Here is a 14,662-nt window from a genome sequence, read left to right on the forward strand (position 1 = left end):
GCTGGCGCCGGCCCGAGGGTGCCCGTCCGGGCCGGCGCGCAGCCGGCTGCGAGCAGCACGAACCCCGTCAGCGCAGCGGTCAGTCGTCGCATCAGTCACCCTCCTCCGTGGGACGGACGGGCAGCTCCAGGCGGAACCGGGTGCCCCGGCCGGCCTCGCTGCGCACGCCCAGGCGCCCGCCGAGCAGCCGGGCGTTCTCCCGGGCGATGGCGAGCCCCAGGCCGCTGCCCGGGCCGGTACGGGACGGGTCGACCTTGTAGAAGCGGTCGAACACGTGCGGCAGGTGCTCGGCGGGGATGCCGGGCCCCTGGTCGGTGACCTCGACGGTGACGGTGCCGCCGGTGTGCCGTACCTCCGCCCGGACCTCGCCGCCGCCGTGCTCGACCGCGTTGGACACCAGGTTGGCCAGCACCCGTTCCAGGCGGCGCGGGTCGGTGCCGACCGGCGTCGCGTCCCCGGCCACCGCCACCCGGCCGGTCCAGCCGCGGGCGTCGACGATGCCGCCCAGCAGCGCGACGACGTCCACCGGCCGCACCGACAGGTCCTCCCGCCCGGCGTCCAGGCGGGAAATCTCCATCAGCTCCTCCACCAGCCGGCGTAGCCGGACCACGTCGGTGACGAGCAGTTCGGCGGCCCGGCGGGCGTCGGCGGGCAACGCGTCCACCTGCTCGGCGAGCAGCGACGCCGCCGCCACCAGGGCGGTCACCGGCGTACGCAGCTCGTGCGCCACGTCGGCGGTGAACCGCCGCTCCCGGGCCCGGGCCCGGGACAACGCCTCGATCTTCGTCTCCAGCGCCTCGGCCATCTCGTTGAACGACGCGGCCCAGGCGCTGAACTCGTCCCGGCCGCGCACCGGCAGCCGGGTGTCCAGCAGTCCCTCGGCGACCGCGCGGGCCGCCCGGCTCGCCCGCCCCACCGGCTCCAGCGTCCGCCGGGCCAGGGCGTTGCCCACCCCGGCGGCGAGCAGCAGCACCGCCACCCAGCCCACCGCCAACGCGGTCCGGAGCTGGCGCAGGCCGTCAACGAGGTCGTCCTCCACGGTCACCACGTACAGCTCGGTGCGGGAGCCGGGGATCCGGCCGCCGACCACGAGCAGGTGCGGCCGGGCGCCGTCGGGGGAGCGTTGGTAGCCGAGCTGCCCGGCGGCGACCGCGGCCCGCAGGGCCCGCCCGGGCGTCGGCGCGTAGCGGGGGTTCGACGCCTCGGCGTCGCCGTCGACGAGCAGCACGTGCCGTCCGTTGCCCTCGAAGCTGGTCAGCAGATCCGCCCGGCGGGCGTCGGTCAGCGGCAGGAACTGCCCGGCCAGCACCAGCTGGTAGCGGGCGTCGGCCGCCGCGCGTTGCAGCGAGCCGTCGAACCGGGCCTGCCGCAGCATCAGGTACGAGCCACCGGCCAGCACCCCGGCGGAGACCCCGGCGACCAGCACGAACGCGATGACGAGCCGGCGCCGCAGGCGCCCCGGGGGTACGCGGCCGGCCACGATCTCACCCCGTCGACAGCTTGTAACCGGCCCCACGGACCGTCCGGATCAGCTCCGGCTCGGCGGGGTCGTCCTCCACCTTGGCCCGCAGCCGTTGTACCGCCACATCCACCAGCCGCGAGTCGCCGAGGTAGGCGTGCCCCCAGACCCGGTCCAGCAGCAGCTCCCGGGTGAACACCTGGCCCGGTCGGCGGGCCAGCTCCAGCAGCAACCGGAACTCGGTCGCGGTCAGGGTCAGCTCCCGGCCCGCCTTGCGGGCCACGAAGCGGGCCGGGTCGATCTCCAGCGGGCCGGCGGTCACCGTGGTCTCCTCGACGGGGGCGACCGTCCGGCGCAGCACCGCGCGGACCCGGGCGACCAGCTCCGGCAGGTCGAACGGCTTGCGGAGGTAGTCGTCGGCGCCGCACTCCAGCCCGACCACCACGTCGATGGTGTCGGTGCGGGCGGTGAGCATCAGGATCGGCACCTGGCTGGTGCGGCGGATCTCCCGGCACACCTCGAAGCCGTCCAGGCCGGGCAGCATGACGTCGAGCACGATCAGGTCGACCGGCCGGGCGCGCCAGGCGGCGAGAGCGGCCCGGCCGTCGACCGCGGTGTCCACCCGGAACCCGGCCCGCCGCAGACCGAGGGCGGTGACCTCCCGGATGGAGGCATCGTCCTCGACGACCAGCACGCGGCCCTCCATGACCACCTCAGGGTAGCCCGGTACGACGGTCCGGGGCCCTGGCGCAACGGTCGGTGATGAGGGCCAGCCGGCCCGCATCACCCGGCGGGGCAAGCCTGCCCCTGGTGGGCGACCTCCAGCACGATCCGGCTGTGCGTGCTCGGGCCGGCGAGCACGAACACCCGGAACGGCAGCCGCGCCCGGACCCCCACCGCGAACGTCGTGTAGCCCTCGAAGCTGCCGCCGAAGACCACGTCCCGCAGCGTCCGGTAGCCCAGCGCGTTCACGGCGTGGTCGCCGGTGCGGTACGGCACGGTAGCGGCGTGGTTCGCGTCGTACGCCGGGGCCCGCAGGGAGACCCGCAGCAGCGCGCCGCCCGCCGGGTACGGCGACAGCGCCAGCCCCTGCCCCTCGGTCCAGGTCTCGCCGTAGGCGACCGACCAGCCGTTCGCCGGCCCGGCGAACTCGAACACCACCCGGTCCCAGCAGTCGTGCTTCCCGGCCCGGACCTCCATCAGCGGGGCGCTGCTCAACGCGCCGCCCGACCTGGCCGTGCTGCCCCAGGTGATCCCGCAGTACGGCGTGGTCGCCGCCGCCGCGCCACCCGTGCCGGCGAGCAGCCCGCCGAACACCACGGTCAGCGCCACCAGTGCTCTCCTCAGTCTCATCGTGTCCTCCCTGTCGACTGTCGCGGGACCCGCATTGGTTGTCCCGACTCGACGGTCGGCGCGCCGTGCCACAGCGGCTTCGCAGCCGGGTAACCATCGGGTAACAGCGATTCGCCCGCGCCGACGGTCCCGCCCGGGACCGTCAGCGGTCGACCGCGGGAAGGGCGGACGGGTCGGACAGCGTCCGCAGCGGCGACCGGTACAGCGGCAGCCAGGTCAGCGCGGCGCCGGCCGCGCCCACCCAGAGCGACGTACGCGTGCCCGCGTACTGGCCGAGCAGCCCGGCCAGTCCGGCGCCGACCGCTATCGCGCCGGTGAGCAGGAACCGGAAGGTGGCGTTCATCCGGCCGAGCAACGGGTCCGGGGTGACCCGCTGCCGCAGGCTGACTCCGATCACGTTGCCGATCCCGGTCCGCCAGGCCAGCGCCAGCCACCCGAATCCGGCCAGCCACAGCCACCCTCCGGTGTCGACCAGCGCGACGAGGGCCCCGGCCGGCGCCACCAGCAGGCCGGGCAGCCAGAGCGCTCGGCCGTGCCCGATCCGGGCGGCCAACGGGCGGGCCGTCACCGCGCCCAGCAGCGCGCCGATCCCACCGGCGCCGAGGAAGAGCCCGAGTACGCCGGCGCCGAGCCCGAGCTCGCGCAGGAAGACCACCGGCAGCATGGTGGTCATCAGGTTGACGGTCAGGTTGATGCCGGCGAGCGAGACGGCCAGCGGGCGCAGCTGTGGGCTGCCCAGCACGTGCCGGACGCCCTCGGCGAGTTGCCGGCCGAAGCCGCCGGTCGGGCGGCCCCGGTCGGCGGGCGTCGGGGCGGCGGGGCGTACCCGGGTGAGGGCGAGCGCGGAGATTAGGTGGGTGACCGCGTTCAGGGCCAGCGCGACCGGCGCGCCGAGCCACTGCACGAGTAGCCCGCCGAAGCCCCGGCCGCCGATCTGGACGGTCGCGTTGGTGGTCATCAGCAGCGAGTTCGCCGCCACCAGCCGGTCCCGGCCGACCAGTTCCGGCAGGAAGCTCTGGGCGGCCACGTCGCCGAAGACCGTGCCGATGCCGGTGAGCAGCACCACCGCGTACAGCTGTCCGATGGTGAGCGCGTCCGCCCACCAGGCCAGCGGGATCGAGGCGTACAGCGCGGCGCGGGCCAGGTCCGCGGTGATCATCACGGTTCTCCGGGGCGACCGGTCGACCCACACTCCGGCGGGCAGTCCGATCAGCAGGAACGCGACGGTGCTGAGCACGGCGAGCAGGCCGACCTGCCCGGGGGTGGCCGCGAGTACCGACACGGCCAGCGCCGGCACGGCCAGATAGCCCACCTGGAAACCCAGGTTCTCGGTCAGACTGGCGGCGTAGACGTAGCGGAACGGCCGGGGCCAGCGGGTGGACCCCGGCGCGGCGGTGGTGGCGGTCATGGCCACGACTCTGGTCGGTGCGGGTGCCGGAGTCGATAAGTTTGAGCTGCGTCGAATCCGCGGGGAGGTGTCGATGCTGAGCGTCGCGCTGGGGGTGGACGCCGCCATCGCCCCGTACTGGCCCCGGATGCGGACCCTGCTGGAACGCGAGGTGCTGGTCGGCGCCGGTCGGATGGCGGCCGACGGCGTGCAGGGCCTGCTCAACCGGATCGACCCCTACGTCTCCTGGGACGACGGGACCCTGCACGTCGACCATCTCACCCGGGCGGGCGCCGCCGTCCTGGACGGTCGGGGCCTGCTGCTGGTCCCGTCGGTGTTCGCCGGGTCACGGGTCTGGTCGAACCTCTCCGAACGCGCGCCGCAGCCGGTCCTGCTCTACGCCCGGACCAGCTCGGCGGAGGCGCTGATCGCCGGCGCCGGTCCGCCCGAGGCGGCCGGTGGCGCAGAATGACCTGATGCCCGACGCGATCCGTACCCCCTCGGTGTCCTGCGTCTTCGTCTGCCACGACGGTGCGGGCCGGTTGCTGCTGGCCCGGCGCGGCGCCGGCGCCCGCGACGAACCCGGCACCTGGGACACCGGTGCGGGCGCGCTGGAGTACGGGGAGACCTTCGAGGCCGCCGTCGCCCGCGAGGTCCCCGAGGAGTACGCCACCACGCCCCTGGAGATCACCCTGCTCGGGGTCCGCAACGTGCTGCGCGACGACCCGCCGTCGCACTGGGTGGCGGTGGTCTTCGCGGTCCGGGTCGACCCGGCAACGGTCGCCATCGGGGAGCCGCACAAGTTCGACCGGCTCGGCTGGTACACCCGCGACGACCTGCCCACCCCGCTGCACTCGCAGCTCCCGCCGACGCTGGCGCTGCTGCCGGACCACCTGGGCTGACCGCACCGGCTACGGTGACCGCATGCCGGTCACCCGTCGTCGACTGTTGCAGTCCCTCGGCGCCGCCGTCGGCGTCACCGGGCTCGGCGCGGGCGGCCTCGCCCTGGTCGACGCCGAGGTGCTGCCCGGCCGGTCGGTGCTCAACCACGCGCTGGGCCGCTGCGACGCCCCGCCGCCCGACGCGCCGCGCGGCGTCGCGCCGCCGCCGGTCACCGGCAGCTTCCGCTCCGCGGCGCGCCGCCGGGAGGTCGCCTTCGCCATCTCCTACCCGCCCGGGTACGCCCCGGGTACGCGGCTGCCCGTCTGCCTGGCCCTGCACGGGTACGCCGCCGACGCCCGCACCGCCGTCGCCGCCGCCCGCTACCCGGAGTTCCTGGCCGGCGCGCTGCGCGACGGCGTCGCCCCGTTCGTGTTGGCCGCACCCGACGGCGGGAACGGCTACTGGCATCCGCACGCCGACGACGATCCCCTCGGGATGCTGGTCGACGAGTTCCTGCCGCTGCTCGCCACGCGCGGCCTGCGTACCGACCGGGTCGCGGTGGCCGGCTGGTCGATGGGCGGGTACGGGGCGCTGCTCGCCGCCCTGACCCACCGCGAGCGGTTCCGGGCGGTGGTGGCAACCTCACCGGCGATCTTCCACTCGTACGACGACGCCCGCGGCGTCAACGCCGGCGCGTTCGACAGCGCCGACGAGTGGGCCCGCTACGACGTGACGGCCCGGGCCCGGGAATTCGCCGGCCTGCCGGTACGGATCGCGATCGGCGCGGCCGACCCGTTCGCCCCGGCGGTGCGGACGCTGCGCGACCGGCTGCCCGACCCGGGCGTGGTGGCGATCGGCACGGGCTGCCACGACAACGACTTCTGGGCTTCGGTCGCCCCCGACCAGGTGCGGGCGATCAGCGCGGCGCTGACCGGCTGACCGTCCCGCCGCGGTCGACCCGCCCGCACCTCGGCGGGCCGCGGACACCGTCCCCGGTGGAGGTCACGCCGGGTGCTCGATGAGCGACCGCCGGCCGAAGCCGCCGGCCGGCGTGATGCCCAGCTCGCGCATCCGCTCGGCGTACGTCCGGTAGCGCCGCTGCGCCTCGCCGTGCCGGCCGGCCGCCCGGAGCACCTGGACCAGCTCCGGGTGGGCGTCCTCGTCGTACGGGTCGCGGTGCACCAGCCGCATCAGGTAGACCAGCTTCTGGTCGGTGCCCGGGGCGTGCTGGGCGAGCACGCGCAGCACGCTGGTGTGCACCAGGGTGGTGGCCCGGCTCCGGGACGCGCTCGGCGTGGACCTGCCGCCGGGCGCGATCTTCGAGTCGCCCACCCCGGCCGCGCTGGCCCGTACCGTCGCCGCGCTGGCCCGGCCGGTCCCGGCGCCCGCCGGCCGGCCGACGACGTACTCCCCGCGGACGCCGTGCCCGCGGACGCCGTGCTGACCGACCTGCTTGCGGAGATCCGGGCGCTCTCCCCGGAACGCCTGGCCCGCGAGCTGCACCTGGCCCGACACGAGGAGAGGAACGGCGATGGCTGACGAGACCAACGGCGAGCACCGCGTCCTGGTCAACGACGAGGAGCAGTACGCGCTCTGGCCCCGGCACAAGGAGGTTCCGGCCGGCTGGCGGGACGCCGGCTGCGCCGGCAGCCGCCAGGAGTGCCTGGACTTCGTCGAGCGGGCCTGGACCGACATGCGCCCGTGCAGCGTCCGGGAGCACCTCGCGGCCGAGAACGCCCGGTGACCTGAGGCGGCCCTGCGGTGGCGTCGCCGGCCGCCCCGGTCGTCGGCGCCACCCGCCGAGTGGGCGCGGGCGGGCGTAGCGGGCCCCTTCCCGGGTATGCGCGCCGGGCAGCATCGAGCGGGCCTACGGCGGCCCGGGGGACCGACCCGACGAGGTGATCGGGGGCAGATGTCGCGAGATGTCGTTGAGCTCCGCGTACACGGGGTCGCCGGGGTGCGGGCGGAGGAGCTGCTGGACCACCCCGTGGTAGTCCGGGTCGCCGGGGACGAGAACGCCGGCTTCTACCGTCCCCGGCCGGGGTTCGGGGTCACCTCCGGGCCCGCCGGGGTCACGATCGAGGCGTACCAGTGGCGGAACCTGACCGTAGGCACAGTGGCCCGGACCCTGTCGATGCTCTTCCTGCTGCCCTTCATGTTCAGCAACCTGACGGCGTGGCTACGGCTCCCGGCCGCTGGCGGTGGCGCGGTGAAGGCCCTGTGCCGCCTGCTCGGCGCCACCATCACCGTCATGTTCGTGTTGTCGATCATCGGTGTCGCCCTGGACCTCGTCGGCTGGCAGTGCGCGCCATACCAACCGTGCAGCGCCGGGCGGTGGTACCTTTCCTGGCTCGGCGAGCTGCCGACCGGGCCACGCCTGGTCGTCCTCGCCGTGATCCCGGCCGTCGCCATCCGCCTCCTCTGGTGGGTCGGTGCGCGGTCCGCGCATGCATTTGAAGCGTTCGAATCCTCGTACGGCACCTCCGGAGCCCCCCCGGCCGACCGGCTCGACGCCCGCGGCTTCTGGAGCGGTAAGGCGCTCGTCGGGCGGCTCCGGTCGATCCACGTGGCGATCGCGTACGCCACGCTGGACGTCACCATCCTCATCGCGCTCACCTCCCAGGACGGCAGCCCGGCCGGCGGCGCGCTCGTCGCCGCGACCGCGTTGCTCTTGACGGCCTGCCTGGCGCTGCTCTGCCTGCCCGCGCTGAGCGCCCCGCACACCGGCTGGGACTGGACCGGGTCGGTCATCCGGCCACTGCGTGCGGCCGTCGCCGCGCTCACTGTCCTCACCGCCGGGTACGCCCTGCTGCCGCGGTCCCCCGTACCCGTGGGAGCGCCGCTGCCAGGCTTCGCCACCACCGTCAACGCAGTGATCCTCGGACAGGCCGCGCTGCTGACGGCGCTCGCGGGGGTCACGGTGTGGCAGCAGCGTGCGGTACCGCCCGACGCGAAGGCGTTCTTCCGGGGTCTGGGCGCCCCGGTGTTCGGCGCGGTCTCAGTCGGTCTCGCGGCGACCTTCACCGCGGGACTCGTGTACCGGGTGGCCGACATCCTGGACCGTGGCGACATCCCGGGCCCGGGGCATCCACCGCCTCCCGGCGCCCCGCCACTGGACCCGCCGATCGCTTACCGGTGGGAGGCGCTGGGCGCCCTCGTCGCCGTGCTGATGGTCGCCGCCGTGGGGTTGTACGCCAGCCGGTTCACCCGGCACAAACGGGACCGGATGGCAGCCCAGATCAGCCGGGAGGACTTTCCCGACGCACAGCCGCAGGAGGCCACCCGGGTGCGCCGGGTGATCAGCAGATCACGTCTGGCCGAGCAGTTCAGCCCCCTGATCATCGTGTACTTCGTGCTCTCGCTGCTGAGCCTCGCGATCACCGCGCTCGACCTGGCCGGGATCGGGCCGACCCAACTGGCGCAGCAGCTCACCGGAACAAACGGTATGTTCGTGGGGTTCGCGGCCTATCTCACCGACGCGGGGACGTTCGCGCTGGGGCTGATCATCGTCGCGCTGCTGATGATCGCCGTGATGGCCTATGTCTCCCCGGAGGTCCGGCGCGCCATCGGGGTGCTGTGGGATCTGGGCACCTTTTTTCCCCGTACGACCCACCCATTCGCGCCGCCCTGCTACGCCGAACGCGCAGTACCAGAGCTCGCCAGGCGGGTGAGCGAACTGAGCCAGGACCAGAAGGTGCTGCTGTCCGGGCACAGCCACGGTGCCGCGCTGGCCGCGGCGGCCATCCTCCAACTGCCACCGGAGACGTTGCGCCGGGTCGCCCTGCTCACCTACGGCTCTCCGCTGCGCCGGCTCTACGGCCACCTCATGCCGGCCTACTTCGGCGACGACGTCCTGCGTGAGATCGGCGACCGGATCGGGTGGCGCTGGCGCAACCTGTGGCGGAACACCGATCCGGTCGGTGGGCCGATCTTCTCCAGCCACCGGCCCGGCGACCGGCCCGCCGTCGGCGGACCGGCCGGCCGCGTCGACGTGCGCCTGCGCGACCCCCGCGCGGTCACCGTCGAGCCGATGAACACCGTCCCGCCGCCGATCGAGGCACACTGGCCGTACCACACGGACCCGCGGTACGGCGCCATCGTCGCCGAACTCGCCGACCGCCTCGACCGGGGCGAATCCGTCGACGGCGGCGGGACCGGCGGCCCGTCCGGATGAGCGAGCGCCGTCGACGGGGACATGGATCAGTACCTGGCCCGTCCCGCTATCCCCTCCGGTCGCCGGTCGTCGACCGGGGCGGCCACTCCGGCCGCCAGGTCCACACCGCACGTTCTTGACTTCCTCCACCGCCATGAATGGCGGGGAGTCCCTCCGCACTGCACGCGGAACGCGCAACGCCCGGGTGGGTTCCTGCTTCACCGCGATCCGCCGGAGCATGCCCCGGTCTTACGTCCGCTCCACAGGGGTTTTTCCGTCAGTGCATGGACTTCGTCGAGCGGACCTGGACCGACATGCGCCCGCGCAGCGTCCGCGAACACCTGGCATCGGACGCGTCCCGGTGAGCTGAGCGACGATGCTCAACGTCGCTGCCGCTGCTGGCACGGGACGCAGTAGCGGGCCGATGGGAGGATCTCCAGCCGGGCCACCGGGATCTCACCGCCGCAGCCCTCGCAGCGCCCGTAGCTGCCCTCGGACATGCGGCGCAATGCCGTCGCGGTGTCCGCGATGCCCTGGCGGGCGGTCTCCATGAGGGCCCGCAACGTGTCGGGATCGTAGCCACCGTGGTCGGCTTCCCGGCTGTACACGGTGAGTTCGGTGAGCTGACCGGTGTGCGCCTGGAACTGCCGTTCGAGGAGGTCGCGCAGGGCTTCGGTTCGGCTGCGTAGCGTGTCGGTCATGGCGTAGGTGCCTTTCCTGTCGGTGGAACGCGCGGTATGGGACCGGTGCGGAGGGAGGGCTGAGGGCTCAGCTCAGTCCGCGGCCGGGTGTCGAGCCGCGGCCGCCGCGGCCAGGCTCGCGCCGGTCAGCGCCGCCGTGCGGGGTCCCGCGGCGCGGTGCACCGAGGTCCCCATCGTCGCGGCGAGGCGGTCTCTCAGGTCGGGTCGAGTGGCGCCGTCCCCGACGATGACCATCCCGCGGGCGAGGGCGGTGGCGGCCGACGGCACCGCCCCTGGCCCCCGGGTCAGCTCCCGCACCAGGCGGGTGAGCGTGTCGGCGAGCATCTCGACGGTGGCTCCGTGGGCCAGGTCGCAGGTGCCGAGGTTCGCGCGCCGGCCTGCGATCACCTGGCTGTCTCGCAGGATGGCCACCTCGGTGAGCTGGGCGCCGACGTCGGCGACGAGCAGCGTGCCGGCGCCGGCCCCGGCACCGATGGCGGCGGCGCGTACGGTGTCGATGAACAGCAGTCGCGCGGGCGCGAACACGGCGTCGAGGACTCGTCGGGTCATGTCCTGGTCGGCCGCTGTCGCCAGCAGCGGACGGCAGACGACGACAAGCGGCCGGGCCGGCACCCCGACGTGGTGCTGTCGCAGCAGCTGAGCCAGCGCGGCAGCACATCCGGCACCGTCGATGATCCGGCCGCGCCGTACCACCGGATACCGCCGGACCGACCGGTCGCCGACCAGCTCGTGGCTGCCCAGCCGGATCCGCAACTGGCCGCTGCCGAGGTCGACGGCGATCGGGCTGGGACGGGTGGTGGAGGCCCCGATGGTGCTGGTGGGTACGGAGACGGTGCCAGCGGTGTCCGGCCTGTGACCGGTGGGGGTCTGGGCGACGGGCATGCCGACCTCTTCTTTCAACGGTGGATGTGACGATGCCGCCGCCCGGACGCGGGCGGCGTGGGAGACGACGGAAATGCGCTGACCGTGAGCGGCTGCGGTCAGCCGGGCCCGGTCACCCGTCGGCCGTGCCCGGCACTCCGATCGGCGCCGGCCGGTGGGGGAATGTCCGAAGCGCGATCTGGCGGCTGGTCATCGCGGTGCCCTCGCGGCAGCCGCCGGGAGACGCCGACCGCGAGACCGGGGGCGACCGGCTGGCACGGGTGGCAGAGCCGCCATGCTGGTCGTCATCATCCGCCTCCTCGCCGGTCAGCAACGTGTGGGACTTCCAGAGTCGGTCCGAAACGACGGACTGACATGGCCTGCGGCCGGCCAACATCCGGCGGCTTGGTTGCCGGCCACCGGCGATCTGCCTGGCCGCGGAGCACATCCGAGGCGGCCCCATCCGCCCGCGACGGCGACATCCGCGGTGGGGTCGGTCGTGCGGCTATGGTGGCCGCATGTCACGGCCCGGGCCCCGATCCGACGTCGACCAGCGCCGCGCGCTGGCGATGCTCGACGTGGTGGCCGTGCTCACCGCGGCCCGGCACGCATGCCGTCCGGTGGGGCTGTGCATCGTCGTCAGGCTGGTGAAGGCCATCCCCGGCTGTGTGCCGGCCTGGTCGGCCGACCGGGCGCCGCCGGGCAGCCCCGCCGTCGCCTGAGGGCGCCGCGCGAACCACGCCACCAACCCGGGTCCACGCCGGGTCCGGAGCCAGCGGCAGTGGCCGCCGCGCTCCTGCCAAGACCGGCCGCGCGCCCGCGGGGGTCGCGGCCACCGACACCAGCCTCTCCAGTACGGAGCACGTATGAACATCGAACGTACGCCGCTGCCCGGCATCGGGGTGCGGCACACCTTCACCACCGCGCAGGGCCGCCGGGTCGGGGTGGTCGAGTACCGAGGGGAGGACCGCCGGGATGTCATCCACGATGACCTGGATGATCCGGACAGCACCTGCGGCCTCCGCCTCACCCGGTCCGAGGCGGCCACGCTGGCCGGCCTGTTGGGCCTGCTCGACGTGGTCGAGGTGGCCGCCGGCGACGACCGGTGTGGATGAGGCGCCAGGTCGCCGCCTACGACGTCGGACCGGGCAGCGGCTGGTGCGGCCAGTCCAGCGCTCTCGCCCCGTACACCGCGGCCTGCAGGGTGAAGCGGTCGCTCGGGTCGTTCGGGTCGTAACCGCTGATCGTCTTGATCCTGTTCAGCCGGTAGGTGACCGTGCGGACCGACACGTGCAGCCGGCGGGCAGCCTCGGTGGCGACGCCGCCGGCGGCGAAGTACGCGTCGAGGGTGTCCAGCAGCGGCTGGGCACCACCGCGGGTCTCGCGCAGCGGGCTGAGCACCGCCTGGACGAGATCGACGATCGCTGGCTGGTCACGCAGCAGGACCCGGTAGACGAGCAGGTCATGGGCACCGATGACGGCCGCGTCGGCGTTCAGTCGCTGCGCCATCGTCAGCGCCTCACGGGCCTCCTCGTAGGAACGGGCGATGCCGTAGAGGCCGGGGTGCGGGCGGCCGACCGCCACCTGCCACGGGCCGCCACGCGGCAGGCGGTCAAGTTCCGCGTGCATCAACCGCCCGAGGTCGCCGACCGAGTCCCGCTCGCGGGCCCCCCGGTCGTGGGTCACCGCGTCGGCGGGGGCGATCACCACGAGCAGCCCTTCCTTCGTGGCCACCAGCACGTCGCGGTCACCCAGCCGGTCGAAGATGACCGCTTCCAGGGCGCTGATCGCCGCCTCCGTGTCCGGGAGGCGGCGCCGGCTCGGCGCCGCCAGCGCCACCTGGTGCACCCGGGCCAGGTCCAGCCCGAACGGCTCGGCGCGCTCCACCAGGCCACCCAGGTCGGAGTCGCCGCGCAGCAGGTCGTCGACGAGTTCCCGGCGCAGCGTCTCCTCCCGCCGGACCAGCTCCCGGCGGGCCACGGCGTAGCCCTCGGCGAGGGTGGCCACCGCGCTGTCGACGACATGCAGCACGGCCTCGGCCGACGCGCGCACCACCTCGCTGTCGGTGGACCTCGTCAGCTGCGGCATCTGCTGCCACAGCCGCCGGGCCGCCGACAGGTACAGCCGGACCGCCCGCCCGGCCGACACACCCTGCTCGGCGGCGCGCCGCCCCAGCACGCCCACGGCGTCGAGTTCGGCGCGGCGGGGCCGGCGCCCGGTCACCGCCGCCTCGGCGAGCAGCCACAGGTAGTCGCCGAGCAGGTCCACGGGAACCCCACCGGCGTCGGCGCTGGCCGCTCGGGCGATCGCCGCCAGGCACGCATCCCGGTCCGCACCGGCTGCGGGACCCTGGCCAGACCGCCGGATACCACCGGTCATGCCCTCCGCCCCTCCTGGCACATGGCCGGCGCTCACCTCCGATCCGGCCCCGGTCAGCCTACCGAGCCGAGCCCGGGCCGCGTCGGCACGTGACCGCAGCCGGGCGCGCGCGTGCCGGATCAGCGCTCCGTCCATGGTCGGGTAGGCGATGGAACGGATTCCGGGGACCGACGAGCCACCCCGCGGGGCCGTCCGCCGCTCAGGGCTTCGGGCAGGCCGGGTCGGCGTAGATGGTGAGGTAGATGCCGGCCGGGTCGACGACCGACCACTGTGGAGAAGGCGGGCGATGCGCCGTGCTCGGCCGGATGTCGGCCAGCTGCGCCGGCTGGGACCGGATCAGGAGGCGGCTGGTCACGCCGAGCACGTCGCGGCAGTAGGTGAGTTCAACCTGCCCGGCCGGATCCGGTCCGGGGTCGCCGTCCGTCACGGGCCGCCATCCGCCGTCCCGGGCCACTGGGTCGAAGGTGCGTCGCAGGGTCGGGTCGTCGTAGTCGCGCGCCGGCCGCCAGGTGAGGGAGACCGAGGTGTTCGACACGTCCTCCTTGTTCAGGCGCCGGCACCCCTCGCTGCGTATGACGTCTCCGGCCCGCCGTGCACCCTCCGGCCGCACGGCAAGGACCGGGTCGTCGGCGTACGCGTCGAGCAGCGCGTCCTCGTCGTCGGGGACCGTGCAGCCCGGGTACCGGGCGGCTCCGCCCGCGCCCGTCGTCCCGCATCCGGCCAGCGCCGCGGTCAGCAGGGCCGCCATCGGCCAGAACGACCGCATCCTCATGGGCGCACGATAGTGGTCGATCGACCGCCCGGCTGTCCCGTCGTCAGGGGACGGCGGGGCCCGGCGCGGCGGTGGCTGGTTTGACACCGAGCGCGCCCAGCAGCCGGTGGTACTCGGTCTCCGTGCCGATCGCGGACCGGTGCTCCGGGTGCGCCACGTAATGCCGGATGACGTCGCTGAGGAACCAGGGGTGGATCCGGCCGACGGGGAACCGGTCGAGGCGCCACCCCGGTCCGCGCCGCCGCACCAGCTCCGGCCGGGCGTAGGAGAGCTTCAGGGTGTTGGCCTTCAGTTCGGGTCGCGGCGGGCCGTCTGGGGCGAGCGCCGCCCATGGCACGCGGACCGACCGGGCCGGGGGTCCGCCACCACAGGCCGTCCGGCCGCAGCCGCACACCCAACCCCTGCCACGCGCCGACCAGATGTATCACCGCGACCGCCGCGAACAGGACCCTCAGCACGACGTCGACGACCCCCACGTCCAGCTGCCTCCCCGGGGTGACAAGCGAGCCGGCCTGCCCTCCGGCGGTGAAGATGAGGATCAGGGCGAGCCCGACGTCGTCCAGGCCGGGCGAGGCCTCGAAGGCGGGCAGGTCGGGCCGCGCCACGAGGGCGGCCGGCTTCCCCTGCGGCACGGTGGCGATCACCAGAACCACCGAGCCGAGGAGGCCTACCATGAGCCCGTAGTACAGCGTCTCGGTGAGGGGCGCGTGCCGGG

General features: G+C 74.4%; 18 protein-coding genes. 8 read left to right on the forward strand and 10 right to left on the reverse strand.

Going from position 1 to position 14,662, the window contains the following annotated elements; translation table 11 throughout:
• Positions 1-91: 91 nt before the first annotated feature.
• From SLP03_RS26010 to SLP03_RS26025, 4 genes are all read right to left on the reverse strand, one after another.
• On the reverse strand, positions 92-1,480 hold the full coding sequence (locus tag SLP03_RS26010) for a HAMP domain-containing sensor histidine kinase (protein WP_319463259.1): 1,389 nt from the start codon (positions 1,478-1,480) through the stop codon (positions 92-94).
• A gap of 4 nt (positions 1,481-1,484) precedes the next feature.
• Entirely contained in the window at positions 1,485-2,165 is a 681-nt protein-coding gene (locus SLP03_RS26015) for a response regulator transcription factor (protein ID WP_319463260.1), read from the reverse strand.
• Positions 2,166-2,242: 77 nt separating this feature from the next.
• The gene (locus tag SLP03_RS26020) at positions 2,243-2,812 is read right to left on the reverse strand and encodes a hypothetical protein (protein ID WP_319463261.1); all 570 of its coding nucleotides are present in this window, start codon (positions 2,810-2,812) and stop codon (positions 2,243-2,245) included.
• Between the two features lie 142 nt (positions 2,813-2,954).
• Positions 2,955-4,220: an MFS transporter gene (locus SLP03_RS26025; RefSeq protein ID WP_319463262.1), complete on the reverse strand. Its 1,266-nt coding sequence runs from the start codon at positions 4,218-4,220 to the stop codon at positions 2,955-2,957.
• A 73-nt stretch (positions 4,221-4,293) separates the two neighbouring features.
• Here SLP03_RS26025 and SLP03_RS26030 point away from each other — a divergent pair, with 73 nt between their 5' ends.
• From SLP03_RS26030 to SLP03_RS26040, 3 genes are read left to right on the forward strand one after another with little or no spacing between them, the layout of a single operon-like run.
• Entirely contained in the window at positions 4,294-4,671 is a 378-nt protein-coding gene (locus tag SLP03_RS26030) for a hypothetical protein (protein ID WP_319463263.1), read from the forward strand.
• Between the two features lie 4 nt (positions 4,672-4,675).
• Positions 4,676-5,101 carry an NUDIX domain-containing protein gene (locus tag SLP03_RS26035; RefSeq protein WP_319463264.1) on the forward strand — a complete coding sequence of 142 codons (426 nt, stop codon included), beginning with the start codon at positions 4,676-4,678 and terminating at the stop codon, positions 5,099-5,101.
• A 22-nt stretch (positions 5,102-5,123) separates the two neighbouring features.
• Positions 5,124-6,020: an alpha/beta hydrolase gene (locus SLP03_RS26040; protein ID WP_319463265.1), complete on the forward strand. Its 897-nt coding sequence runs from the start codon at positions 5,124-5,126 to the stop codon at positions 6,018-6,020.
• Between the two features lie 63 nt (positions 6,021-6,083).
• Here the strand turns inward: SLP03_RS26040 and SLP03_RS26045 are convergent, their stop codons facing one another.
• Complete coding sequence (locus SLP03_RS26045; RefSeq protein WP_319463266.1) at positions 6,084-6,413, reverse strand: bacterial transcriptional activator domain-containing protein; 330 nt, start codon at positions 6,411-6,413, stop codon at positions 6,084-6,086.
• On the opposite strand from SLP03_RS26045, the gene SLP03_RS26050 reads away from it, so the two are divergent.
• The 3 genes from SLP03_RS26050 (at position 6,376) to SLP03_RS26060 (ending at position 9,255) form a co-directional block, all read left to right on the forward strand.
• Positions 6,376-6,525 (forward strand): hypothetical protein, encoded by a 150-nt coding sequence (locus SLP03_RS26050; RefSeq protein WP_319463267.1) that lies wholly within the window; start codon positions 6,376-6,378, stop codon positions 6,523-6,525. The two genes, SLP03_RS26045 and SLP03_RS26050, sit on opposite strands and share 38 nt — an antisense overlap.
• An 87-nt stretch (positions 6,526-6,612) precedes the next feature.
• Positions 6,613-6,825, forward strand: a complete 213-nt coding sequence (locus tag SLP03_RS26055) for an MbtH family protein (protein ID WP_319463268.1) — start codon at positions 6,613-6,615, stop codon at positions 6,823-6,825.
• A gap of 168 nt (positions 6,826-6,993) precedes the next feature.
• Positions 6,994-9,255, forward strand: coding sequence for a hypothetical protein (locus tag SLP03_RS26060; protein WP_319463269.1), 2,262 nt, complete (start codon positions 6,994-6,996; stop codon positions 9,253-9,255).
• Positions 9,256-9,614: 359 nt separating this feature from the next.
• Here SLP03_RS26060 and SLP03_RS26065 read toward each other — a convergent pair whose 3' ends face one another.
• A complete protein-coding gene (locus tag SLP03_RS26065) occupies positions 9,615-9,935 on the reverse strand; it encodes a TraR/DksA family transcriptional regulator (protein ID WP_319463270.1) in 321 nt (106 codons plus the stop codon).
• A gap of 72 nt (positions 9,936-10,007) precedes the next feature.
• Positions 10,008-10,817: a rod shape-determining protein gene (locus SLP03_RS26070; protein ID WP_319463271.1), complete on the reverse strand. Its 810-nt coding sequence runs from the start codon at positions 10,815-10,817 to the stop codon at positions 10,008-10,010.
• Positions 10,818-11,314: 497 nt separating this feature from the next.
• On the opposite strand from SLP03_RS26070, the gene SLP03_RS26075 reads away from it, so the two are divergent.
• Together SLP03_RS26075 and SLP03_RS26080 are read left to right on the forward strand one after the other, a co-directional pair.
• Positions 11,315-11,518 (forward strand): hypothetical protein, encoded by a 204-nt coding sequence (locus SLP03_RS26075; protein ID WP_319463272.1) that lies wholly within the window; start codon positions 11,315-11,317, stop codon positions 11,516-11,518.
• A gap of 144 nt (positions 11,519-11,662) precedes the next feature.
• On the forward strand, positions 11,663-11,911 hold the full coding sequence (locus SLP03_RS26080) for a potassium transporter TrkA (protein ID WP_319463273.1): 249 nt from the start codon (positions 11,663-11,665) through the stop codon (positions 11,909-11,911).
• A 16-nt stretch (positions 11,912-11,927) separates the two neighbouring features.
• Here the strand turns inward: SLP03_RS26080 and SLP03_RS26085 are convergent, their stop codons facing one another.
• The 3 genes from SLP03_RS26085 to SLP03_RS26095 form a co-directional block, all read right to left on the reverse strand.
• Entirely contained in the window at positions 11,928-13,175 is a 1,248-nt protein-coding gene (locus SLP03_RS26085; RefSeq protein ID WP_319463274.1) for a PucR family transcriptional regulator, read from the reverse strand.
• A 199-nt stretch (positions 13,176-13,374) separates the two neighbouring features.
• Positions 13,375-13,947 (reverse strand): hypothetical protein, encoded by a 573-nt coding sequence (locus SLP03_RS26090; protein ID WP_319463275.1) that lies wholly within the window; start codon positions 13,945-13,947, stop codon positions 13,375-13,377.
• Positions 13,948-13,990: 43 nt separating this feature from the next.
• Complete coding sequence (locus tag SLP03_RS26095) at positions 13,991-14,284, reverse strand: hypothetical protein (RefSeq protein WP_319463276.1); 294 nt, start codon at positions 14,282-14,284, stop codon at positions 13,991-13,993.
• Positions 14,285-14,662: the final 378 nt, after the last annotated feature.

Source organism: Micromonospora sp. RTP1Z1 (genome assembly GCF_033804685.1).
GTDB lineage: Bacteria > Actinomycetota > Actinomycetes > Mycobacteriales > Micromonosporaceae > Micromonospora.